Annotated in this window: 23 protein-coding genes and 1 tRNA gene; 13 read left to right on the top strand and 11 right to left on the bottom strand. The window is 68.9% G+C overall.

Translation table 11 applies throughout. The features are described from left to right. Positions 1 to 98: 98 nt before the first annotated feature. Entirely contained in the window at positions 99 to 1,382 is a 1,284-nt protein-coding gene (locus tag QQK43_RS14875) for a sigma-70 family RNA polymerase sigma factor (protein ID WP_284308353.1), read from the bottom strand. Between the two features lie 175 nt (positions 1,383 to 1,557). Here QQK43_RS14875 and QQK43_RS14870 point away from each other — a divergent pair, with 175 nt between their 5' ends. Next, positions 1,558 to 1,887: a DUF6172 family protein gene (locus QQK43_RS14870; protein ID WP_284308352.1), complete on the top strand. Its 330-nt coding sequence runs from the start codon at positions 1,558 to 1,560 to the stop codon at positions 1,885 to 1,887. On the opposite strand, the gene QQK43_RS14865 is transcribed toward QQK43_RS14870, so the two are convergent. The 4 genes from QQK43_RS14865 to dusB form a co-directional block, all read right to left on the bottom strand. Then, the gene (locus QQK43_RS14865) at positions 1,888 to 3,189 is read right to left on the bottom strand and encodes a DEAD/DEAH box helicase (protein WP_284308351.1); all 1,302 of its coding nucleotides are present in this window, start codon (positions 3,187 to 3,189) and stop codon (positions 1,888 to 1,890) included. It lies immediately after the preceding gene. Positions 3,190 to 3,253: 64 nt separating this feature from the next. Beyond that, entirely contained in the window at positions 3,254 to 4,852 is a 1,599-nt protein-coding gene (gene purH, locus QQK43_RS14860) for a bifunctional phosphoribosylaminoimidazolecarboxamide formyltransferase/IMP cyclohydrolase (protein ID WP_284308350.1), read from the bottom strand. Positions 4,853 to 4,889: 37 nt separating this feature from the next. Beyond that, on the bottom strand, positions 4,890 to 5,126 hold the full coding sequence (locus tag QQK43_RS14855; protein WP_234265555.1) for a helix-turn-helix domain-containing protein: 237 nt from the start codon (positions 5,124 to 5,126) through the stop codon (positions 4,890 to 4,892). Positions 5,127 to 5,147: 21 nt separating this feature from the next. Next, complete coding sequence (gene dusB / locus QQK43_RS14850; protein ID WP_284308348.1) at positions 5,148 to 6,203, bottom strand: tRNA dihydrouridine synthase DusB; 1,056 nt, start codon at positions 6,201 to 6,203, stop codon at positions 5,148 to 5,150. Positions 6,204 to 6,363: 160 nt separating this feature from the next. Here dusB and QQK43_RS14845 point away from each other — a divergent pair, with 160 nt between their 5' ends. Further along, entirely contained in the window at positions 6,364 to 6,846 is a 483-nt protein-coding gene (locus QQK43_RS14845) for a YqaA family protein (protein WP_234265556.1), read from the top strand. Positions 6,847 to 6,884: 38 nt separating this feature from the next. Further along, complete coding sequence (locus QQK43_RS14840) at positions 6,885 to 8,081, top strand: MFS transporter (RefSeq protein WP_284308347.1); 1,197 nt, start codon at positions 6,885 to 6,887, stop codon at positions 8,079 to 8,081. Here the strand turns inward: QQK43_RS14840 and QQK43_RS14835 are convergent. The 3 genes from QQK43_RS14835 to QQK43_RS14825 form a co-directional block, all read right to left on the bottom strand. Next, positions 8,054 to 8,827, bottom strand: coding sequence for an RNA pseudouridine synthase (locus QQK43_RS14835; RefSeq protein ID WP_284308346.1), 774 nt, complete (start codon positions 8,825 to 8,827; stop codon positions 8,054 to 8,056). The genes QQK43_RS14840 and QQK43_RS14835 overlap by 28 nt on opposite strands. Then, positions 8,827 to 9,921, bottom strand: a complete 1,095-nt coding sequence (gene ychF / locus QQK43_RS14830) for a redox-regulated ATPase YchF (RefSeq protein WP_234265560.1) — start codon at positions 9,919 to 9,921, stop codon at positions 8,827 to 8,829. The genes QQK43_RS14835 and ychF overlap by 1 nt, the downstream gene beginning before the upstream one ends. Before the next feature lie 123 nt (positions 9,922 to 10,044). After that, positions 10,045 to 10,950, bottom strand: coding sequence for an MOSC domain-containing protein (locus QQK43_RS14825; protein ID WP_284308345.1), 906 nt, complete (start codon positions 10,948 to 10,950; stop codon positions 10,045 to 10,047). Between the two features lie 75 nt (positions 10,951 to 11,025). Between QQK43_RS14825 and QQK43_RS14820 the strand changes: the two genes are divergently transcribed. From QQK43_RS14820 to QQK43_RS14805, 4 genes are read left to right on the top strand one after another with little or no spacing between them, the layout of a single operon-like run. Further along, positions 11,026 to 12,210, top strand: coding sequence for an FAD-dependent monooxygenase (locus QQK43_RS14820; RefSeq protein WP_284308344.1), 1,185 nt, complete (start codon positions 11,026 to 11,028; stop codon positions 12,208 to 12,210). A 43-nt stretch (positions 12,211 to 12,253) separates the two neighbouring features. Continuing rightward, entirely contained in the window at positions 12,254 to 12,970 is a 717-nt protein-coding gene (locus QQK43_RS14815; protein ID WP_234265563.1) for a DsbC family protein, read from the top strand. 13 nt (positions 12,971 to 12,983) lie between these two features. After that, positions 12,984 to 13,469 (top strand): DUF3429 domain-containing protein, encoded by a 486-nt coding sequence (locus QQK43_RS14810; protein ID WP_234265564.1) that lies wholly within the window; start codon positions 12,984 to 12,986, stop codon positions 13,467 to 13,469. A 13-nt stretch (positions 13,470 to 13,482) separates the two neighbouring features. After that, positions 13,483 to 15,327: a M61 family metallopeptidase gene (locus tag QQK43_RS14805; protein ID WP_284308343.1), complete on the top strand. Its 1,845-nt coding sequence runs from the start codon at positions 13,483 to 13,485 to the stop codon at positions 15,325 to 15,327. A gap of 21 nt (positions 15,328 to 15,348) precedes the next feature. Here QQK43_RS14805 and paaK read toward each other — a convergent pair whose 3' ends face one another. The 3 genes from paaK to QQK43_RS14790 are packed head-to-tail and all read right to left on the bottom strand — an operon-like array spanning position 15,349 to position 17,889. Next, positions 15,349 to 16,644 carry a phenylacetate--CoA ligase PaaK gene (gene paaK, locus QQK43_RS14800; protein ID WP_284308342.1) on the bottom strand — a complete coding sequence of 432 codons (1,296 nt, stop codon included), beginning with the start codon at positions 16,642 to 16,644 and terminating at the stop codon, positions 15,349 to 15,351. After that, a complete protein-coding gene (gene paaI / locus QQK43_RS14795; RefSeq protein WP_284308341.1) occupies positions 16,641 to 17,081 on the bottom strand; it encodes a hydroxyphenylacetyl-CoA thioesterase PaaI in 441 nt (146 codons plus the stop codon). The genes paaK and paaI overlap by 4 nt, the downstream gene beginning before the upstream one ends. 1 nt (position 17,082) lies before the next feature. After that, positions 17,083 to 17,889: an enoyl-CoA hydratase-related protein gene (locus QQK43_RS14790; RefSeq protein WP_284308340.1), complete on the bottom strand. Its 807-nt coding sequence runs from the start codon at positions 17,887 to 17,889 to the stop codon at positions 17,083 to 17,085. A 171-nt stretch (positions 17,890 to 18,060) separates the two neighbouring features. Here QQK43_RS14790 and QQK43_RS14785 point away from each other — a divergent pair, with 171 nt between their 5' ends. From QQK43_RS14785 to QQK43_RS14760, 6 genes are all read left to right on the top strand, one after another. Then, positions 18,061 to 18,849, top strand: coding sequence for an enoyl-CoA hydratase (locus QQK43_RS14785; RefSeq protein ID WP_234265569.1), 789 nt, complete (start codon positions 18,061 to 18,063; stop codon positions 18,847 to 18,849). Positions 18,850 to 18,886: 37 nt separating this feature from the next. Further along, positions 18,887 to 18,963: transfer RNA gene (locus QQK43_RS14780), tRNA-Met, on the top strand. A 73-nt stretch (positions 18,964 to 19,036) separates the two neighbouring features. Next, on the top strand, positions 19,037 to 19,597 hold the full coding sequence (locus QQK43_RS14775) for a YaeQ family protein (RefSeq protein ID WP_234265570.1): 561 nt from the start codon (positions 19,037 to 19,039) through the stop codon (positions 19,595 to 19,597). A gap of 87 nt (positions 19,598 to 19,684) precedes the next feature. Continuing rightward, entirely contained in the window at positions 19,685 to 20,047 is a 363-nt protein-coding gene (locus QQK43_RS14770) for a hypothetical protein (protein ID WP_234265571.1), read from the top strand. 118 nt (positions 20,048 to 20,165) lie between these two features. After that, a complete protein-coding gene (gene miaB / locus QQK43_RS14765) occupies positions 20,166 to 21,512 on the top strand; it encodes a tRNA (N6-isopentenyl adenosine(37)-C2)-methylthiotransferase MiaB (protein ID WP_284308339.1) in 1,347 nt (448 codons plus the stop codon). Between the two features lie 120 nt (positions 21,513 to 21,632). Beyond that, on the top strand, positions 21,633 to 23,048 hold the full coding sequence (locus QQK43_RS14760) for an ATP-binding protein (protein ID WP_284308338.1): 1,416 nt from the start codon (positions 21,633 to 21,635) through the stop codon (positions 23,046 to 23,048). Positions 23,049 to 23,206 lie beyond the last annotated feature (158 nt).

Here is a 23,206-nt window from a genome sequence, read left to right as displayed (position 1 = left end):
CATGAAGAAAAGGCTTTCTTCTGCTGGACGAACGAATCGGCACAACCCTGAAGCTTTTTTTGAAAGAGCGAAGCGACGTCGCATCGCGGAACGCAACGCTAGCGAGCCATCAGCATGACGCCACCCTCGCTGTCGCGCACGACGCGCACCGGCAAGACAGCGGGCAAGGCCTGCAACCAGTCGTCCCACCGAGCGATCTCGACCGTGCCGCTGACACGCAGTTGGGCCGTCCTGGGGTCGGCACGGAGATCGACTCTCGCATAACGTGCCAGGCGTTCCACGGCCTCGCCAAGGGGAACCGCGTCGAAATGAACACGCCCCTGCCGCCACGCCGACGCTGGGCCAATGACCGCCTGGCTCCGCCCGTCCGACGCCACGCGAAGCCCCTGGCCCGCCGTCAGCCCCGCCGCCAATACCTGCGTGGAGCGCGCGACCCGCACACGGCCCGATTCGACCTGCACGAGCACCGTGCCGGCCGGCTCGATGTCGACACCGAACCGCGTGCCCAGAACGGTGACACTCAGCGCCCCCACCTCCACCGTGAAAGGGCGATCGGCATCGGTGCTGACGGCAAAAAAAGCGGCTCCCCGCAGCAGTCGCACAGTGCGGCGGCGCGCATCGAAAGCCATCTCCACACTGGTCTGCGCATCGAGCGTGAGCATCGAACCGTCGGGCAAACTCTGTTGCAGACGCTGCCCCTGCGGCGTCGACAGAGCCGCCGCCCAATGCAGCGCCTGGGTCTGCCGGTAGCGCCAGCCTCCGACCAGGCCCAGCACCCCCACCGCCGCCGCCCCCAGCAGCGAAGCCAGGCTTTTGCGCCGCCCCTGTGTCGGGCCACCCAGGCCGCGCCGGGGCTCCCCCCGCCAGTGTCGAAGCGCAGTATCCACCCGGTCATGGGCCGCCATGAGGTCGCGCTCCACGGTATTGAGCGACACCCCCAGGCGCAAGGCGATATCGGCCTGCGCTTCGCCGTGGATACGGTGCGCCACAAAGACATCGCGTACCCTGGCCGGCATCGCCATCAGTGTGGCGTCAAGCGCGCTCAGAGCCTGGCGGTACATCAGGCCTTCGGCCACATCGGGCGTGTGGTCGACGCCCGCTCCAGCCTCCCTCCCTTGCTGCAGATGGGCTTGCAACCAATGTGCGCGGCGTTGGCGATCCTGCCCGAGGTTGGCCGCCACGGTATAGAGGTACGCCCGGGCATCGGCTGCCGGACCGCAGGATGCTTCAGTGCCCGCCTGCTCGGCCAACCGCAACCAGGTCTCGTGTGCCACCTCACGGGCATCCTCCACACTGCCCAGACGGCGACGCAAAAAGCGCACGATGGCTTCGTAGCGCTGGGGAAACTCGTTCAGGACAAGGGACAGAGCCGGGGGACGCATGGCCGGCGAGCATACCGGATTTATCAAGAATGAATCTCATTAACAACCCATACCCCGACCCACCCGGATGGGGCGGAGATGCCAGGACAGGCGGTGGCGGGGGCTCTGGCGGTGATAATCCGCCCCCTGCATCACGTCCATCCCGGGCCGTGGCCACCCGAGAAGGACAGCCCCCATGCGCAAGACTTACCCCCTGCAAGCCCAAGGCAAAAAGCACCCCGACCGCGTGCTCGATGCCGTCAAGCACGACATCCGCCGTTATTTCCGGCGCGAGCGCGGCCGCCCACTGCCCGAAGGCGTGGATTTCTGGGACTTCGACTGCAAGGTCGGCGCCACGGCCGACAGCGCCGAAACGGTGCAGGTGAGTGAAGTCATCGCGACGGTGGACGCGCTGGCCCAAACGGGCATCGACGCGGTGTACGTGGAGATCCTCGGCAAGCACGGCGTGCGAACGCCCCGCCCGCCGAAGACCGACACGCCGGCCGAGTCGCCCTCGCAAGACTGATCAGCGCGAGCCCGGCGCTGATCCCCGGGCCGCACCGGTGCCGGCGGCCTGGGCCGCACGCAGCTTGTCCTTTTTGCTGGGTCGCCGCCCCTTGATCCCGCCACCATCGGCGGCGACCAGCGGTGCCGCTGGCAAGGGTGCGTCCGTCGGTTCGAAGCCCACCACGGGCTCGGGCGTCAGGTCGATCTGTTCGCGTTTGCAGATCAACGCCCAATGGGCGTGGGTCTCGGCGGTCACAAAACTCCAGGCTTCGCCTGCCGCGCCGGCACGACCGGTGCGACCGATGCGGTGGGTGTAATCGGTGGCCGAGCGCGGCAGGTCGTGGTTGACCACCACGGGCAGGCTGTCGATGTGAATGCCGCGTGCGGCCAGATCGGTGGTCACCAGCACCTGCAACCGCCCGGCCTTGAAATCGGCCAGCACACGCTGGCGCGCGCCCTGCGCCAGCTCGCCATGCCAAGGTGCCGCGCCGATCCCGGCCCGTTGCAGTTTGGTCGCGACGTGCTCGCAGGCATGGCGGGTGGCCACAAACACCAGCACGCGCGACCAGCCTTGCGTGTTCAGCAGGTGGCGCAGCAAAGAGGTGCGGTTGCGCGCGTCCACCGCGACAGCGTGCTGCCGGATGTCCGGCTGTGGGTGCCCATCGTCCGATGGCGGGGCGTCGGGGGCGACGACTCCCAGGCGCACCGGGTCGCGCAGCACCGCTTCGGCCAAAGCCTGCACCTCGGGAGCGAAGGTGGCCGAAAACAGCAAGGTCTGGCGCCGGGCGGGCAGCAGCGCGAGCACGCGCTGCAGTTCGTCGGCAAAGCCGCTGTCGAGCAGGCGGTCGGCCTCGTCGAGCACGAGGTGCTGCACATCGCCCAGCCGCACGGCGTTGTGCGCCACCAGATCCAGCAGGCGGCCGGGCGTGGCCACCACGATGTCGGCGCCGCCGCGCAGCGCCATCATCTGCGGGTTGATCGACACACCGCCGTGCACTACCCCCACGCGCAGAAACAGCGGATAGGCCAGGTGGGTCAGCACCTCGCCCACCTGCAACGCGAGCTCGCGCGTGGGCACCAGCACCAGGGTGCGCACGGGCCGGCGGTAGCCGTCCTTGCGCGCGGCGCGTTCGTGCCCTTGCACCAGCGGCAGTGCATAAGCCAGCGTCTTGCCCGAGCCGGTCGGCGCCGCGGCCCAGACGTCGCGCCCTTGGGTCACGGGCGCCATGGTCTGGGCCTGGATGGCGGTGGGTTCGGTCAACCCGAGATCGGTCACCGCGCGACGCAACGCGGGGCTCAGCCGAAAGTCATCGAAGCTCATGCGAAACGCCGAAGGCGCGCCACGGAGGGGAAAGCCGCAACGCGGCGCAAGGAGAGCATCACCTTCAGTGCCGGAAGTGGCGCACGCCGCTGAACACCATGACCACGCCGCGCTCGTTCGCCGCGTCGATCACTTCCTGGTCGCGCATGGAACCGCCCGGCTGGATGACACAGGTGGCGCCGTGGTCGATCACCACGTCCAGGCCATCGCGGAACGGGAAGAACGCGTCGCTGGCGACCGCCGTGCCTTGCAGCGAGAGCTTGGCGTGTTCGGCCTTGATGCTGGCGATGCGGGCCGAGTCGAGCCGGCTCATCTGGCCGGCGCCCACGCCCATGGTCATGCCATCCTTGCAGAACACGATGGCATTGCTCTTGACGTACTTGGCCACCTTCCAGGCAAACATCAGGTCGTCGAGCTGTTGCGCGGTGGGTTGCAACTGGGTGACCACCTTCAGATCGGCCAGCGCGAGCTCATGGTTGTCGGCGGTCTGCAGCAGCAGGCCCGAGCCCACGCGCTTGGCGTCCATGGCGTTGCGGCCCTGGTCCCAGGCCCTGGCGCCGCCCTTGGGCATGGCGATCTTCATCAGGCGCACATTGACCTTGGGTTTGAAGATTTCCAGCGCTTCGGGGGTGAAGTCGGGCGCCATCAGCACTTCGACGAACTGCTTGACCACGGCCTCGGCCGCCGCCTTGTCCACCGTGCGGTTGAAGGCGATGATGCCGCCGAACGCGCTCGTCGGATCGGTCTGGAAGGCCTTGGCATAAGCCTCGTGGGCATCCTTGCCCACCGCCACGCCGCAGGGATTGGCGTGCTTGACGATCACGCAGGCGGGCGCGTCGAAGCTCTTGACGCATTCCCAGGCCGCGTCGGCATCGGCGATGTTGTTGTAGCTCAGTTCCTTGCCCTGCAGTTGCACGCCGGTGACCAGCGAACCGGGCGCGGGGTACAGGTCGCGGTACAGCGCGGCTTGCTGGTGGCTGTTTTCGCCGTAGCGCAGGTCCTGCACCTTGATGAACTGGCCGTTGGACTGGCCGGGAAACAGGTTGCGGGCCGGCACATAGCTCTCGGCCAGCTTTTCTTCCTCAAACGCCACCGACGACAGGTAGTCGCTGATGGCGCCGTCGTACTGGGCGATGCGGTTGAAGGCGGCCACCGACAGCGCAAAGCGCAGCTTGTCGCTCAGCTTGCCGGCGGCCTTGAGTTCGGCGATCACGGCCTCGTACTGGCCGGCGTCGGTGACCACGCCCACGTCCTTCCAGTTCTTGGCGGCGCTGCGCACCATGGCCGGGCCGCCGATGTCGATGTTCTCGATCGCATCGGCCAGCGTGCAGCCGGCCTTGGCCACGGTGGCCTCGAACGGGTACAGGTTGACCACCAGCAGGTCGATGGTTTCGATGCCGTGCTCTTTCAGCGCGGCCATGTGCTCGGGCAGCTCACGGCGGGCCAGCAGGCCACCGTGCACCTTGGGGTGCAGGGTCTTGACGCGACCGTCCAGCATCTCGGGGAAGTTCGTGACCTCGGCCACTTCGGTCACCGGCAGGCCCTTGTCGGCCAGCAGCTTGGCGGTGCCGCCGGTGGAAAGAAGCGTGACGCCCAGGCCGTGCAGGGCCTGGGCAAATTCGACGATGCCGGTCTTGTCGGAGACGGAGAGCAGTGCGCGCATGACTGTGGAGGATGAGGGTGGATGGAGAAAACGGAAATCAGAGCAGGTGGTGGTCGAGCAGCTTCTTGCGCAGGGTGTTGCGGTTGAGCCCCAGCCATTGCGCTGCGCGCGACTGGTTGTGCTGCGATTGCGCCATCACGACTTCGAGCAGGGGCTTCTCGACCGCCTTGACCAGCATGTCGTAGAGGTCCGAAGGCTCGGTGCCCCCCAGGTCGCGAAAATAGGTTTCCAGGTTGGCGCGCACGCAATCGTGCAGGTTCTGCGGGTTGCTCATGGTCTTGTGATGTCTGGCCAGTCAGGCGGCCAGTCTCCAAAGGGGTTCCTCTTCGGGTGCCGGCAACGGCCGGCCGTCGAGCGCCAGCCCGGCGGCCCAGGCGTCCAGGGCTTCGCCCACGCAATGCACCTGCGCATCGGCGGTGGTCAAGGCGTTGACACGGCGGCGGAAAGCCTCCGCCTCCGCCGCGGGCACCGGCAGCGAACGTGCGTACCAGCCCAGGTGCTTGCGCGCGCTGCGCACGCCGGTGAATTCGCCGTACAGCTCGTGGTGCTCGGCCAGGTGCTCCAGCAGCCAGCCTTTCACTTCGCCCAAGTCCGGGGGCGGCAGATGCCCGCCCGTGGTCAGGTGGTGGGCGATTTCGCGGAAGATCCACGGCCGCCCCTGGGCGGCACGCCCGATCATCAGCGCATCGGCGCCGGTCTGGCGCAACACAGCGGCCGCCTTTTCGGGGGAATCGATGTCGCCATTGGCCACCACCGGAATGCGCACGCGGCTCTTGATCTGGGCCACGGTGTCGTGTTCGGCACGACCGCTGTAGCCCTGCTCGCGCGTGCGGCCGTGCACCGTCAACATCTGCACGCCGGCCGCCTCGGCCGCCAGCGCGATCGTGGGCGCGTTCTGCACGCTGGCACACCACCCGGTGCGCATCTTGAGCGTGACCGGCACACCCTGCGGCGCGCAGGCGGCCACGACCGCCTCGACGATGGCCAGGGCCAGGGCCTCGTCCTGCATCAGGGCCGAACCGGCCCATTTGTTGCAGACCTTCTTGGCCGGACAGCCCATGTTGATGTCGATGATCTGCGCGCCGCGGTCGATGTTGTAACGCGCGGCATCGGCCATCATCTGCGCATCGGTGCCCGCGATCTGCACCGCGATGGGCGCGGGTTCGCCCCGGTGATCGGCGCGGCGCGACGTCTTGAGGCTGTCCTGCAGGTCGGGCCGGCTGGTCACCATCTCGCTGACCGCGTAGCCCGCGCCCAGCCGCTTGCACAGCTTGCGGAACGGCCGGTCCGTCACCCCGGCCATCGGGGCAACGAACAAAGCGTTGGGCAAGGTGTAGGGACCCAGTTGCATGGCTCGGGCGAAGGCGGAGAACTCGGTGGTGGCTGCGGGAAGGGAAGACCCCGGCGCCAGCATCGGCGGACCCGGTGGAAACGGGCGGGGGACGCGCATTGTATCTGCCTCTTTTTTCAGCAGGCGATATGCTCGCGACTTCCTCCCTCACGCCCCACCCATGCCCGACTGGTTCTCTGCCCTGCTGAACACCCTGGCCTTGCCCGAGGTCGGATTGAGCACCGTTTTTGTCGTGGCCACGGTTTCGGCCACGCTCTTGCCCATGGGCTCCGAACCGGCAGTGTTTGCCCTGATCAAGCTGAACCCGTCCCTGTTCTGGCCCGCGATTCTCGTGGCCACCGCCGGCAACACCCTGGGTGGCGCCATCAGCTGGGGCATGGGATACGGCGCGCACCATGCGGTGGACAAGGCCCGGCACACGCCCACCGAATGGCGCGCGCTGCGCTGGCTGGAGCGCTTCGGGCCCAAGGCCTGCCTGCTGTCCTGGCTGCCGGGCGTGGGCGACCCGCTGTGCGCCGTGGCCGGCTGGCTGCGGTTTCCGTTCTGGCCCTGCGTGGTCTACATGGCCATCGGCAAGTTCGCCCGCTATCTCACAATGACCGGCGCGCTGATGTGGGTGTTTCCCGGGGGACTGTCGCTCTGAGCGGTGGCCGCGATACTGCGGCGCCCACACCGCGCCCCATGACCCCGCCTGCCGCTCCCCCATCCACCGCCCCGCGCCTGCCCGCCAGCCTGTGGGCGCTCATGCTGGGCAACTTCGTCATCGGCACCGGGGTGATGGCGGTGCCGGGCACCCTCAACGACATCAGCGCCTCGCTGGCCGTGTCGGTGCCCCAGGCCGGTCAGCTCATCACGGTTGGCGCCGCGCTCATCGGCGTCGGCGCGCCCGTGTTCGCCGGCCTGGTCGCCGGCTGGGACCGGCGGCGCCTGCTGACCCTGTGCATGCTGTGGTACGCCGTGTTCATGGCCGCCTGCGCGCTCGCCCCGCACTACGGCATGCTGCTGCCCCTGCGCGTGCTGGCCATGGTGCCTCCCGCGATCTTCACGCCCCAGGCCGCGGCCTGCGTGGGCCTGCTGGTACCCATGGCCGGCCGGGGGCGGGCCATCACCTTCGTGTTCCTCGGCTGGTCGGTGGCATCGGTGCTGGGCATGCCACTGTCGGCATGGATCGGCGGCCTGCTCGGCTGGCGCTGGGCTTTTGGCCTGGTGGCCGTGCTGGCCCTGGCCAGCGCCGTCGCAGTCTGGCGCGCCATGCCCGACGGCGTGCGGCCGGCCGCGCTGACGCGCCGCGACTGGGCCAGCACCCTGGCCTCGCCGGCGCTGATGATGGCGGTCGGGGTCACACTGCTGTCCGCATTCGGGCAGTTCGTGCTGTTTTCCTATTTCGCCCCCTATTTCCAGCAGGTGTTGCGCCCCGGGACCGGCACCCTGTCCTTGCTGTTTCTCTGGTTCGGCGCTTTCGGGCTGGTGGGCAACATGCTGGTGTCCCGGCGGATCGACCGGCTCGGCCCGCCGCGGGCGGTGCTGCTCACCCTGGGCGCCATGGCGTTGAGCCTGGCCCTGTGGCCGCTGGGCACCAACGCGCTCTGGGTCCAGATGCTGGTGCTGGTGCCCTGGGGACTGGGCTGTTTCGCGTGCAACTCCGCCCAGCAGGCCCGGCTCGTGCACATGGCACCGGCACTGGCCCCGGCCACGGTGGCCCTGAACACCTCGGCCATCTACGGCGGACAAGCCCTGGGAGCCGCCCTGGGCGGTGCGCTCATTGCCCAGGGTGGCATGCTGCGGCTGCATGCCGTGGGCCTGGTGCTGATGCTGCTGGCCATGGCGCTGAGCACATGGGCCACGCGGGTTCAGAAACGTTCGGTGGGCAGCAGGTAGCGCCACTGCCCGGCGTCCAGCCCGGTCAGCGCAACGCGGCCCAGACGCTGGCGGCGCACACTGGCCACGGCCAGCCCGGCACGCTCGACCAGAAACGCCGGCTGCCCGGGCACGCATCCCTTGAGGGCCAGACGCAGACGGCGGTCGCTCTGCCAGCTGGCGCGTGCCGGCGGCAGACGGCGCCCGTCAAAGGTGACCGCCTGTGCGAACGAACGGAGCACGGACTCGCGTGCCGCGGCGTCGGGCACCGGGGCGGTGGCGGCCAGGTCCAGCAGCCACTCATGCTCCAGATCGGCCGCCGTTTCGCCGAGCTTTCGCGCCACTCCCGGCGACTGGGTGAAGACCATCAGGCCCGACGCGTCCCGGCTCAGGGGCAGCAAGGCTTGCAGGCGGTGGCGGTGCACGCGCAGGGCTCGCACGCGCGAGCGGTCGGCGGGCGAGCGCTGCGCATCGGCCAGCCACAGCAGCGCGGTGTCGGTGGGCACATGCAGGCCCTCGGGCACCTGGACGCCCGCCGGCTTGTGCCAGAGCAGGGTCACCGGCCCCAGGTCTTCGGGTCGCGCACCTTCGTCCAGTGCCACCGTCTGGGCCGGCACCACCCGCGCTTCCGGCGCTTCGACCACCTGGCCATCGACCCGCACCCAGCCGCCCGCGATGTAGCGTTCGGCCTCGGCGCGCGAGCAACCCAATTGAGCGGCCAGGCGCTTGGCCAGGCGCTCACCCACCGGGCTGGCGCTGTCGTCCATCAGACGTTGAACAGGAAGTTCATCACGTCGCCGTCCTTGACGACGTATTCCTTGCCTTCGGCGCGCATCTTGCCCGCGTCCTTGGCGCCCTGCTCGCCCTTGAAGGCGATGAAATCGTCAAAGGCGATGGTTTGGGCGCGGATGAAGCCGCGCTCGAAATCGCCGTGGATCACGCCAGCCGCCTGCGGGGCCGTGTCGCCGATGTGGATGGTCCAGGCGCGCACTTCCTTCACCCCGGCGGTGAAGTAGGTCTGCAGGCCCAGCAGCTTGAAGCCGGCGCGGATCAGGCGGTTCAGCCCCGGTTCGTCCTGGCCCAGTTCCTTGAGAAATTCCAGCCGGTCGGCGTCGTCCATCTCGGACAGTTCGGCCTCGATCTTGGCGCAGATGGCCACCACCGGCGCGTTCTGCGCGGCGGCGTACTCGCGCAGGCGGTCCAGGAAGGGGTTGTTCTCGAAACCGTCCTCGGCCACATTGCCGACGAACATGGCCGGCTTGGCGGTGATCAGGCACAGGGGCTTGAGCAGCACCTTTTCCTGGTCGCTGAGTTCCAGTGTGCGCACCGGCTTGCCCTCGTCGAGCACGGCCTGCACCTTGGTCAGGATCTGCACCAGCGCCGCTGCTTCCTTGTCATTGCCGCTCTTGGCGGCCTTGGTGTAGCGCTGCAGGCTTTTCTCCACCGTGGTCATGTCGGCCAGGCAGAGTTCGGTCTGGATCACCTCGATGTCGGCGATCGGGTCGACCTTGTTGGCCACGTGGATGACGTTGTCGTCCTCGAAGCAGCGCACCACGTTGACGATGGCGTCGGTTTCGCGGATGTGGGCCAGGAACTGGTTGCCCAGGCCTTCGCCCTTGGAGGCACCCGCCACCAGGCCGGCGATGTCCACGAACTCGACGATGGCCGGCACGATGCGCTCGGGGCTGATGATCTCGGCCAGTTGCGCCAGGCGCGGATCGGGCACCTCCACCACGCCCACGTTGGGCTCGATGGTGCAGAAGGGGTAGTTTTCGGCGGCGATGCCGGCCTTGGTCAGGGCGTTGAAGAGGGTGGACTTGCCGACGTTGGGCAGGCCCACGATGCCGCATTTGAGGCTCATGGCGAGGCTTTCGGGTTCAGGGGAAACGGGGGATTTTAAAGAAGCGCCTGTCCGCAAGCGCTGCGAGCCCCGGACACCCGCGCCCCGCAAGGCCGGGCGCACAGCCGGGGCGCACGGGCCCGGTCAGTCAAACGCCCAGTCGGCGCTCACCGCCTGCCCCACCCGCAGCACCAAGCCGTCGCCTTCCAGCACGATGGCGTTCATGCCGAAGGTCAGGGCGCCACCGAGGCGCCGATCCTGGCGGTAGGCTTGCAGCGCGTCGTTCACCGCCGGGTGGGACTGGGCCGTGTCGGGATCGATGTTCGGAATCGGGCAGCGCGAGCAGGGTTTGACGTTTTCCAGCGCCGCCACCCCTTCGGCCGTGTGCACGCGCCAGGCCCCGATGCGGTCCTCGTCGTGAGGCTCCACATCGGCCAGCACGATGTTGGCGCGAAAGCGCCGCTGATCCACCGCAGCTTCGCCCGCCGCCCCGAGGCGCCGGTTGAGCTCGGCCACCGAAGCGGTGCTGGTGACCAGCACGCTGAACCCGTCGGCGAACTGCGCAAACGCCGCGCGACCGCCCGTCCACTTTTCGCTGCAGCGCCGCTGCACCTCGGGATCGAAACGCACCAGACGCAGCTTTTTCAGCGCCGGCGGTGCCTCGGGCGCGAGGAAGTCACTGAACCACTGGGCCGCGACGTCGCCCATGTCCCAGGCGTCGACCTCGTCGTCCCACACGCGCACCCGGCGCGGGAACTCGGCGGCTTCGAGCGACAGGTGCAGGGCCAGCATGCCGGGCGCGCGCAGCACCAGTTGTCCAAGCCGGAAAGCCGGCTGGATCAGGGCCATGCGTGGCAGCTCGCGCTGGGTCACGAACCCGCCGGTTTCGTCCACCACCATCCAGGCCCGGTCCCAGGCCAGGCCGGTGGGCGTGAGCTCGGCCTCCGGCATGGCGACGCCGGCACAGGATTTCACGGGGTAGACCCAGAGTTCGGCGATACGGGCCTGGAGGTCGGCCGAAGCATCGGCCTGCGGCAAGGAATCGGTCATGCGGGCAACAGGGCAAACAGGAGGGTCATGGGCGGGAAACAGGGCCGCATTGTGCCCGGCGCCTAGAATCCCCGCATGATTTCCAGCCCTTCCCGCCCAGGCGCCCCACGCCGGTACGACGTCGTCATCCGGGGTGCCGGCGTGGTCGGCCAGACGCTGGCCCTGCTGCTGGCGCGCGAGCGCCTCAAGGTCGCGCTGGTAAGCCCGCCCCGCGCTACCCCGGGCACGCCCGACGTGCGCGCCTACGCCCTCAACACCGCCGCCCGCGATCTGCTGCGCTCGGTGCGCGCCTGGCCGGAGGCCTCGGCCCCGCACAGCGGCGCGGCGGCCGACGCGTCGGTCACCCCGGTCACCGCCATGGCGGTGCACGGCGACCAGGGCGGCGAGCTGCACTTCGACGCCAGCGCCCTGGGCACCGACGCCCTGACCTGGATCGTGGACGTGCCGGCGCTGGAGCAGCGCCTGGCCGACGCGGTGCACTTCCAGGCCGGCATCGACCGGCTGGACGCCCCGCCCACGCTGCCCGCCCCGCTGACGGTGGTGTGCGAAGGCCGACGCAGCAGCACCCGCGCCGAATGGGGCATCGACTACGACACCCACCCCTACCCCCACAAGGCCATCGCCGCCCGCCTGGCCTGCGAACGGCCGCACGGCGGCGTGGCGCGCCAGTGGTTCCGCGACGGCGAGGTCATGGCCCTGCTGCCGCTGGGCGGCGCCCAGGGGAACTCTGTGGCGCTGGTCTGGTCTGTGCAGGCACAGCGGGCCGACACCTGGCTGGCAGCCGGGCCCGAAGCCCTGGCCGAAGCGGTGCAGGAACGGGCCGGCCAGACCCTGGGAAACATGACGCTGCAAAGCGCCCCCCAGGCCTGGCCGCTGGAACTGGCGCGCGCCCGGCGGTGGATCGCCACCCAGGGGCGTACCAGTGTGGTGCTCGCGGGTGACGCGGCCCACGCCATGCATCCGCTGGCCGGGCAAGGCCTGAATGTGGGCCTGGCCGACGCAGCGGAACTGGCGCGGGTGCTGCACGGCCGGGAGTTCTGGCGCGAGCTGGGTGACCCGCGGCTGCTGCGCCGCTACGAACGGGCGCGGCAAGCCGACGTGGGCGCCATGAGCCGGCTGACCGACGGTCTGTTCAGCCTGTTCGCCCAGCCCGACGCCCGCGTGCAGGCCCTGCGCAACTGGGGCCTGCGCGGTGTGGACCGCCTGGGCCCGCTGAAACACTGGCTTGCGCGCCAGGCCATGGGCCAGCACGCGCTGTGAGCCGACCGACTTGTTGTCTATCAGGAGAGCCTTCGGGCCTGGCATGAACCTTCTCAAGAACACCCTGGCAGCGCTGCTGGCCACCACCCTGTCGCTGGCGGTCTTCGCCCAGGAAGCCACGATCCGCAAGAACCTGGCCGAGCGGCTGCCCAACCTGCCCAAGATCGACGAGGTGAGCAAGACCCCGATGCCTGGGCTCTACGAAGTCCGCATCAACGGCAACGAGGTGCTCTACACCGACGAACAGGGCAACTACCTGATCCAGGGCAACCTCATCGACGCGCGCAACCGGGTCGACCTGACCGAACAGCGGCTGGACAAGCTCTCGGCGGTGGCGTTCGATGAGCTGCCGCTCAAGGACGCCTTCACCATCGTGCGCGGCAACGGCAAACGCAAGCTGGCCGTTTTCGAAGATCCCAACTGCGGCTACTGCAAACGCTTCGAACGCGACCTGGCCAAGATCGACAACGTGACCGTGCACGTGTTCCTCTATCCCATCCTGGGCGGCGATTCACCGGAAAAGTCCCGCAACATCTGGTGCGCCAAGGACAAGGGCAAGGCCTTCCTCGACTGGATGACCAAGGACGTCACACCGCCCACCGCCCAGTGCGAAGCCGGCGCGCTGGCCCGCAATACCGAGTTCGGCCGCAAGATGCGCATCACCGGAACGCCCACCATCTTCTTCGCCGACGGCTCGCGTGTGCCCGGCGCCATCGGCGCCGACCGGGTGGAAAAGCGCCTGAACGAGATCAAGAACTGAGCCCCGTTCGCCCATGACCCCGGTGGCCGCCTCCGAACTGCACGATCCGCAGGACCTCGCGCTGGTGCGCACCCTCGGCCACGCCGGCCTGCTGCCGTTCATCGGCCTGGCCGTGCTGCTCTGGCTGGTGGAACCGGGCCTGCAAGCCTGGGTCGCCATGGCGATCACCGCCTACGGCGCGCTGGTGGCATCGTTCCTGGGCGGCATCCACTGGGGCATCGGCTGGCACGCGCTCGGCCATCCGGACGCCGGCGTGCCCCCGCGCCATCCCTGCCGCCCCCATTTCCTCTGGGGCATCGTGCCACCGCTGCTGGCCTGGCCCGGCATCCTCATGCCCCCGTTCGCGGGCCTGGCCTGGCTGGGCTTCCTGTTCGTGCTGTGCTATCTGGCCGATCGCACGCTCTATCCCCGTGCCGGGCTGCAAGCCTGGCTGACCCTGCGCTTCCGCCTGTCTGCGGTGGCGGCGCTGTGCTGCTTCGTCGGAGCCGGTGCGCTCTGACCGCCCCGACCCGATGACCACCACCCGCCCCCCTGCCCGTCCCGCCCGCCCGAAACGCGCCGCCCGCCCGGCCGAAACGCCGGCCGGCGTGCACCTGCGCGTGGCCATCCCCGATCCGCACCGACACCTGTTCGCGCTCACGCTGACCATTCACCACCCCAGTGCGCGCCAGCGCGTGTCGCTGCCGGTCTGGATCCCGGGCAGCTACCTGGTGCGCGAGTTTTCGCAGCACCTGCAGAACCTCCAAGCCACCCAGGGTGGACAGGCCGTGGCGGTGCGCCAGCTCGACAAACACAGCTGGCAGATCGATGCCCAAGCCGGTCAGCCGCTGGAACTGCGCTACGAGGTCTACGCCTTCGACGCCTCGGTGCGCACCGCCTTTCTCGACGCCACGCGCGGCTTCTTCAACAGCACCAGCCTGTGCCTGCGGGTCGCGGGCCAGACCGCACAGCCCCACACGCTGACGCTGGCCGCCGACGATCTGCCGGCCGGCTGGCGCGTCGCCACGGGCCTGAGCCCCGAGCAGGCCGATGCCGACGGCCGTGGGCGCTACCGGGCAGCCGACTACGACGAGCTGGCCGACTGCCCGGTCGAGCTGGGCACCTTCTGGCAAGGCGATTTCGAAGCCTGCGGCGTGCCCCACCGCTTCGTGGTCAGCGGTGCCGGCGCGGGCTTCGACGGCGAACGGCTGCTGGCCGACACGCGCCGCCTCTGTGAAGCGCAGATCCGCTTCTGGCATGGCGACCAGGCACCGCCCTTCACCCACTACGTGTTCATGCTGCACGCCAGCGCCGACGGCTACGGCGGCCTGGAACACCGCAACAGCACCGCCCTGATCTGCCAGAGGGCGGATTTGCCCCCACGCTCCGCCGCTGCGCGGGCCACCACCCCGCTCAAGGCCGCTGACGGCTACACCACGCTGCTCGGGCTGATCAGCCACGAGTACTTCCACACCTGGAACGTCAAGCGCCTGCGGCCGGCCGAGTTCGCCCCCTACGACTACGCGCACGAGAACTACACCGAGCTGCTGTGGTTCTTCGAAGGCTTCACCAGCTATTACGACGACCTGTTCCTGCGCCGCGCGGGCCTGATCGACAACCTCGCCTACCTGCAACTGGTCACCAAGACCGCCAACCAGGTGCTCCAGACGCCGGGACGCCACCTGCAGAGCGTGGCGCAGGCCAGCTTCGACGCCTGGATCAAGTACTACCGCGTCGGCGAAAACACGCCCAACGCCACCGTCAGCTACTACACCAAGGGAGCGCTGGTGGCGCTGTGCCTGGACCTCACGCTGCGCGCGGCCGGCACCGGCTCGCTGGACGACGTGATGCGGCACCTGTGGGCCGCCTGTGCCGGGGGCCCGGTGCGCGAGGCCGACATTGCCCGGGCGCTGCGCGCGGTCGGCGGCCGCAGCTTCGCCCGCGAATTGCGCGACTGGGTGCACGGCACCGACGACCTGCCGCTGACCGAGCTGCTGCGCGCGCAAGGCGCCAGCGTGGACCGCGACAAGGCGCCGCTGGCGCAGCAACTGGGGCTGCGCGTGAGCGAATCCGGCGGCATCACCATCAAGACCGTGTTGCGCGGTGGCGCGGCCGAAGCGGCCGGGCTGGCGGCTGGCGACGAATGGCTGGGCATCGAGATACCGCCGCCGCGGCGCGGCCAGCCCGCCGAAGCCTGGCAGATCCGCAAACTCGACGAGCTGCCCCTGCTGCTCGGCGCTCGGCGGCGCTGCACCGCGATCGTCGCGCGCGACCGCCGCCTGCTGCGCTGCGAGCTGGTCTGGCCTGAAGAACCTGTGCAGGCGCTGCGGGTAGGCCCGGCCGACGCCCAGCGCCTGCAGGCCTGGCTGGCCCCCTGAGCCGCACGCCGTCGCGGCGCCTCAGCCGTGGCGCAGGTCCAGCACCCGCTTGGCCTTGCCCTGGCTGCGCTCCACGCCGCCTTCGGGCCGCAACGCGACCTCGACGCTGCTGCCGACATAGACCTTGATCTCGTGCCGCAGCAGCTCGGCCGCCGCGCGCGCCTCCAGGCTGTCGGGTGACAGGCCCGGCCGGGTCTCGACCGCCACGGTCAGCTCGTCCATGTGCCCATCGCGGCGCAACAGGCACTGGTAGTGCGCGGTCAGTTCCGGGCGCCGGAGGATCAGTTCTTCGATCTGCGTCGGGAACACGTTGACGCCGCGCACGATCATCATGTCGTCGCTGCGGCCGGTGATCTTTTCCATCCGGCGCATGGTGCGCGCCGTGCCGGGCAGCAGGCGCGTGAGGTCGCGCGTGCGATAGCGGATGATGGGCAGCGCCTCTTTCGTGAGGCTGGTGAACACCAGCTCGCCCATCTCGCCGTCGGCCACCGGTTCGCCCGTTTCGGGGTGGATGATCTCGGGATAGAAATGGTCTTCCCAGATCGTCGGGCCGTCCTTGGTCTCGACGCACTCGTTGGCCACGCCCGGCCCCATCACCTCGGACAGGCCGTAGATGTCGACCGCGTCGATGTCCATGCGCGCCTCGATCGCCACGCGCATGTCGTTGGTCCAGGGCTCGGCACCGAAGATGCCGAGGCGCACGCTGCTCTCGCGCGGGTCCCGCCCCTGGCGCTCGAATTCGTCGGCGATGGCCAGCATGTAGCTGGGCGTGACCATGATGATGTCGGGCCGGAAGTCCTGGATCAGCTGCACCTGGCGCTCGGTCTGCCCGCCGCCGAACGGGACCACGGTCAGGCCCAGCTTCTCGGCGCCGTAGTGCGCGCCCAGGCCGCCGGTGAACAGCCCGTAGCCGTAGCTCACGTGCACCATGTCGCCGGGCTTGGCGCCGCTGGCCCGGATGCTGCGCGCCATCACCGTCGCCCAGGTGTCGATGTCGCGCAGCGTGTAGCCCACCACGGTCGGCTTGCCGGTGGTGCCGCTGCTGGCGTGAATGCGCGCGCACTGCGCGCGCGGTACCGCGAACATGCCGAACGGGTAGCTGTCGCGCAGGTCCTGCTTGGTGGTGAACGGGAACTTGGCCAGATCGGCCAGCGACTTGCAATCGTCCGGGTGCACGCCGGCTTCGTCGAACTTGCGGCGGTAGACCGGAGAGTTCCGGTAGGCGTGGCGCAGGGTGGCCTGCAGGCGCTTGAGTTGCAGGCCCCGCAGTTCGTCGACGCTGGCCTTTTCGATGGGTTCGAGCGGAAAGGGGTTCATGCGCACGGCTCCTCCGGAAACACCTGGCCGGGAATCACCGCGCTCTTGCCGCGGAACACGGCCACCACCTCGCCGTTCTGGTTGGTGACCCGCATGTCGTAGATGCCATGCCGGCCCTGCAGCACCTGCTCGGCGCCCTCGCAGGTCAGCACGTCACCTTCCAGACCGGGCTTGAGAAACTCAATGCTGCAGCCCGCCGCCACCGCGTTGCGGTTGTAGCTGTTGCAGGCGTAGGCAAAGGTGGTGTCGGCCAAGGTGAAGATGAAGCCACCGTGGCAGATCCGATGCCCGTTGAGGTGCAGCGGCTGGACCCCCATGCGCAGCACGGCGCGGCCGGGCTCGACGCTCACGATCTGAATGCCCATGGTTTCGCGCGCCGCCACGTCGGCCGCGAACATGGTGTCACCGACTTGCCGGGCGCGTTCTTCCGGGCTCATGTCATTGCCCCTTGAACCGCGGGCCGCGCTTTTCGCGGAACGCCATCACGCCTTCGATGTAGTCGTGCGTGCGGCCCAGCGCCGATTGCGTGTCGCGCTCGGCATCGAGCTGCGCGTCCAGCGTGCGCGTGGACGCGTCACGCAGCAGCGCGCGCGTGGCCACCAGGGCCTGGGTCGGCATCACCGCCAGGCGCTCGGCCATCGCCAGCGCGGCGGCCAGCGGATCGTCCTGCACGTCCCAGATCAGGCCCCACTCCTTTGCCTGCTGCGCGGGCAGCTTGTCGCCCGTCATCGCCAGCGCCATGGCGCGCGCCAGCCCCAGCCGCTCGACCAGGAACCAGCTGCCGCCGGCATCGGGGATCAGGCCGATCTTGCTGAAGGCCTGGATGAAACCGGCACCCGGCGCCGCGATGGCGATGTCACAGGTCATGGCCAGCGAAACGCCGGCGCCGGCCGCCACCCCGTTGACCGCCGCCACCACCGGGAACCGCAGCGACTGGATGCGCCGCGCCGTGGGGTTGAAGGCCTGGTCGATCACCGGCCCGGGGTCGGCCCGCTGCACCAGATCGGGCCCGGGCTCGAAGTCGAACTCGGCCAGATCGGCGCCAGCACAGAACCCGCGCCCGGCGCCGGTGAGGACCGCCGCGCGGATGGCCGGATCGGCTTCGGCGCGGTCCAGCGCCGCCCAGAGGTCGCGGTGCATCTGCCGGGTGAAGCTGTTGAGGGCATCGGGCCGGTTGAGCGTGAGCAGGGCGACGGCACCGCGTGCTTCGTACAGCACGGTACCGCCCGGAGCGGGGGTGTTCATGAAAAGGGGTCTCCTGGGCCACCGTACCCGGCGGCGTGGTTCGAAGGGAATGTGCCAATCTACCATTGACCGACCAATCGGTCGGCTAATGTTTTCCCTGAGACATCCCCCCGCCAAACGGGCAGCTATAGTTGACGTTTACGTCAATCATCCCCACCCACCGAGGACACCATGAGCGAGACCACCTCCCCCGAACTGATCACCGTGCGCACCGAGGGCCGCGTGGGCATCGTGACCCTGAACCGCCCCAAACAGCTCAACGCGCTGAACAACCAGCTCATGGACGAGCTGGGCGCCGCGCTCAAGGCCTTCGACGCCGACGAGAACATCGGCTGCATGATCGTCACCGGCAGCGAAAAAGCCTTTGCCGCCGGTGCCGACATCGGCGCCATGGCCACCTACACCTTCTCGGACGTCTACAAGGGCGACTACATCACCCGCAACTGGGAAACCATCCGCAGCGTGCGCAAGCCGGTGATTGCCGCCGTGAGCGGCTTCGCCCTGGGCGGCGGCTGCGAGCTGGCGATGATGTGCGACTTCATCATCGCCGCCGACAACGCCAAGTTCGGCCAGCCCGAGATCAAGCTGGGCATCATCCCCGGCGCCGGTGGCACGCAGCGCCTGCCGCGCGCGGTGGGCAAGGCCAAGGCCATGGACATGGCGCTCACCGGCCGCATGATGGACGCCAGCGAAGCCGAACGCGCCGGCCTGGTCAGCCGCGTGGTGCCGCTGGACAAGCTGATGGACGAAGCCCTGGGCGCCGCCCTGCAGATCTGCGACTTCTCGCAGCTGGCCGTGATGGCCGCCAAGGAATCGGTCAACCGCGCGTTTGAAAGCGGCCTCTCGGACGGCGTGATGTTCGAGCGGCGCCTGTTCCACGCCCTGTTCGCCACCGCCGACCAGAAGGAAGGCATGGACGCGTTCGTGAACAAGCGGGCGGCCGTGTTCAAACATGCTTGAGCGCGCGCCAAAAAACTGGCTATAATGCGCGTCTTTCGGCGATATAGCTCAGTTGGTTAGAGCGCAGCATTCATAATGCTGATGTCGGTGGTTCAAGTCCACCTATCGCCACCAGACAAGAAACCCCTGAAGACGCCGTTTTCAGGGGTTTTTTCTTGCCCGGCTTTCTTGCGACACCGGAGCGACCATGGCCCTCAAATCCACCATCTTCAAGGCGCAGCTGTCGATCGCCGACATCGACCACGGCTACTACGCCGACCACGCGCTCACCCTGGCCCGCCACCCGAGCGAGACCGACGAGCGCATGATGGTGCGCCTCGTGGCGCTGGCGCTGCAAGCACACGAACTGCAGGACACCTGCGGTGGCGACGGCACGCTGGCCTTCGGCACCGGGCTCAGCGACCCGTCCGACCCCGATGCCCACCTGACCGACTTCACCGGCCGCAAACGCCTGTGGATCGAGGTCGGCCAGCCTGAAGACAAGCCGCTGGCCAAGGCCTGCAGCCAGTCCGACGCGGTCATCGTCTACGCCTTCGGGCACGCGGCCGAGGTCTGGTGGCGTGGCATCGAAACCAAGCTCACGCGGCTGGACAAGCTCCAGGTCTGGCGCCTGCCGGCCGAGCAGGCCCAGGCGCTGGTGTCGCTGGCCGAGCGCAGCATGCAGCTGCAGGCGCTGATCCAGGACGGTGCACTGACCCTGTCCAGCCCGCTGGGCAGCGTGCATCTGGAGCCCGTGCGCTGGAAGTGAGACTCAGCACGCGCCGGGCCGCGTGAGACAATTGCGCTTCCTTTGGCCGCCGCCCGGACGGCCTTTCACAGCCTCTGGATCTACACCATGAACCGCTGCCCCACGCCATCCCGACACGCCCCGCGCCTTGCCGGCCTGCTGGTCGCCGCCGCGCTGGCGGCCCTGGCCACCAGCGCATCGGCCCAGGCCGTGCGCGACTTTCCCGCCAACGCCTGGCGCGGCACCCTGGTGGTGACGCAACCGCCGGCGATCACGATCGACGGCCAGGCCGCCCGCCTCTCGCCCGGCGCCCGCATCAAGGGCCCGAACAACACCCTGTTGCTGTCGTCCACCCTGGTCAATCAGGAGTTGACTGTCAACTACACCGTGGAAGCCCACGGTCTGGTGCACGAAGTCTGGGTGCTGACCGACGCCGAAGCCGCCGAAAAGCGCGCCCGCGCTGGCGAATAACCGCCCCCCCGAAAACCCGCCCCCGACGCACCCGGGTACCGGCCCGGCCGGCCTCGGGGCAACCTCCCGCCAGCAAGCGCCACCACCGCGCGGCCGGGGGCCATTGGAAAACCACCCCATGAGCAAGAAGGTCTACATCAAGACGTTTGGCTGCCAGATGAACGAGTACGACTCGGACAAGATGGCCGACGTGCTCGGCGCCGCCGAAGGCTTCGAAAAAACCCAGGACCCCGAAGAGGCGGACCTGATCCTGTTCAACACCTGTTCGGTGCGCGAAAAGGCGCAGGAGAAGGTGTTTTCCGACCTCGGCCGCGTCAAGCACCTCAAGAAAAAGGGCGTGCTGATCGGCGTCGGTGGCTGCGTCGCCAGCCAGGAAGGCGCCGAGATCATCAAGCGCGCGCCCTTCGTGGACGTGGTGTTCGGCCCGCAGACCCTGCACCGCCTGCCCGAGATGCTCAAGGCGCGCGACCGGTTGAGCCAGCCGCAGGTGGACATCTCTTTCCCCGAGATCGAGAAGTTCGACCACCTGCCGCCCGCGCGCGTGGAAGGCGCCTCGGCCTTCGTCTCCATCATGGAAGGTTGCAGCAAGTACTGCAGCTACTGCGTGGTGCCCTACACACGCGGTGAAGAGGTCAGCCGCCCGTTCGAGGACGTGCTGGTGGAAGTGGCCGGCCTGGCCGACCAGGGCGTCAAGGAGGTGACGCTGCTGGGCCAGAACGTCAACGCCTACCGCGGCGCCATGGGCGACACGGCCGAGATCGCCGACTTCGCGATGCTGATCGAGTACGTGGCCGACATCCCGGGCATCGAACGCATCCGTTACACCACCAGCCACCCCAACGAGTTCACGCCGCGCCTGATCGAGGCCTACGCCAAGGTGCCCAAGCTGGTGAGCCATCTGCACCTGCCGGTGCAGCACGGCAGCGATCGCATCCTGATGGCGATGAAGCGCGGCTACACCGCCATGGAATACAAGAGCACGATCCGCAAGCTGCGAGCGATCCGGCCCGACATTGCCATGAGCAGCGACTTCATCGTCGGCTTCCCCGGCGAGACGGAAGAAGACTTCCAGAAGATGATGAAGCTGATCACCGACGTCGGCTACGACAGCAGCTTCAGCTTCATCTTCAGCCCGCGCCCCGGCACACCGGCGGCCAACCTGCCCGACGACACGCCGCACGCCGTCAAGCTCCAGCGCCTGCAGCACCTGCAGGCCACCATCGAGGAAAACGTGCGCCGCATCAGCGCCAGCCGCGAAGGCACGGTGCAGCGCATTCTGGTCGAAGGACCGTCGCGCCGGCCGGGCAAGGACGGCGCCGCCGAGCTGATGGGCCGCACCGAGTGCAACCGCATCGTCAACTTCGACGGGGGCCCGAACGGCGCGCGCCTGGTCGGCCAGATGATCGATGTGAAGATCACCCAGGCGCTGCCGCACTCGCTCCGAGGTGACGTCCTGGTGCAGTGAGATGAAACGCCCACCTGTCTCCGGCGCACGCGCCTTGGCCGCGAATGCGGTGAAGGCGGTTTCGCCAGGCCACCCGCATCGCCCTCTTGAGCGCGCGCGCAGCGTGGCGGGATTGCGCCCGTGAATTTCCGGTTTTCGTTTCCGCAACTGCTGCTGGTGGCGTTCCTGCTGATCGGATCGCTGCTCGGCGCCACCGCGCTGCGGGCGCTGTTCACGCTGGAAAACCTCATGGCGCAAAGCCGTGACGGGGCCACCCAGGCCATCGAGCTGAGCACCGCCGCCCAGTCGCTGGCCGAGCGCAGCGTGGCCATGGAACGCGCCGCGCGCCAGTCGCTGGTGCTGCGCGACGCCCAGTTGCGCCAGCGCTTCGAAGAAGCGGCCGTGCTGGCGCGCGGCATTCTGGTGCGCCTCAAGGACAACGAGCTGCCACCGGAACTCGCCACCGCCTGGCAACGGCAGCTCGACGACATTGCCGCCCTGCTCGACGGCCCTCCCGAAACCGCCCTGGAGCGCGAACGCGAGGTTGCTCGCGCCTTCCGCGAACTCGACATGCACAGCGGCGCCATCGCCCAGAAGGTGCAGGCCATCATTGGCGGCCGCAACGCGGCCCTGCAGGCGCGCTTCGAGCGCAACCGCCAGCAACTGGCGGTGCAGGTGATCGGCTCGATCCTGCTGGCCGCCGCCCTGGCCGTGGGTTTCGGCATCTGGCTGACGCGCCCGCTGCGCCGGCTGGAGAAGGCGATTGTCGGGCTGGGCGAAAACCGCCTGGGCGAACCGATCGACATTCCCGGCCCGCCGGACATCCGCAGCGTGGGCCAGCAACTGGAATGGCTGCGCCTGCGCCTGACCGAGCTCGAAGCCGACAAGGCGCGCTTCCTGCGGCATGTGTCGCACGAACTCAAGACGCCGCTGGCCTCGCTGCACGAAGGCGTGGCCGTGCTGGGCGATGGCATCGCCGGCGAACTCAACGCCGATCAGGCCGAGGTGGTGCGCATCCTGCAGGGCAACACCCAGGCCCTGCAACACCAGATCGAAACCCTGCTGCGCTTCAACGCGGCCGCCTTCGAGGCGCGCCAGCTGAACCGCGAAATGACCGATCTGCGGGCCCTGCTGGAAACCCAGGTCGAGGCCCAGCGCCTGCGCTGGCAGACGCACCAGCTGGACGTGCAGGTCGATGGACCGGCGATTTCGCTGCCGGTGGACCGCGACAAGCTGGCCTCGGCACTGGGCAACCTGCTGTCCAACGCCATCCGTTTCTCGCCCTCCGGCGCCACGGTGCGGCTTTCGCTCTCCCGCCAGCCCGGCCGGGTGCTGATCGACGTGCAGGACCAGGGCCCCGGCGTCGCGCCGGCAGACCGCGAACGCATCTTCGAACCGTTCTACCGGGGAGAACGCCAGCCAGCCGATGCGGTCAAAGGCTCTGGCATCGGGCTGTCGATCGTGCACGAGTACATTCTGGCCCACGGAGGCCGCATCGACCTGTTGCCCGGCGGCCCCGGCGCCCATTTCCGCATCGAACTGCCCCATGCAAACTGACCCCTGGCAGCCGCCTTCGCCGCGCGCTGCCCCCCTGCCCCGCGCCGTCTGCCTTCTCTCGCTGACGCTGCTCGCCGCCTGCGCCACCCCGGTGGCGCCGCCGCCAGCTCCCCGCCCTGCCGAAACCGCCGTGGCCGCACCCCCGGCGCCGGCCGCAC

Origin of the sequence: Hydrogenophaga electricum (assembly GCF_030160815.1) — a bacterium.
Taxonomy (GTDB): Bacteria; Pseudomonadota; Gammaproteobacteria; order Burkholderiales; family Burkholderiaceae_C; genus Hydrogenophaga; species Hydrogenophaga electricum.
This window is presented reverse-complemented; position numbering and strand designations above follow the sequence as displayed.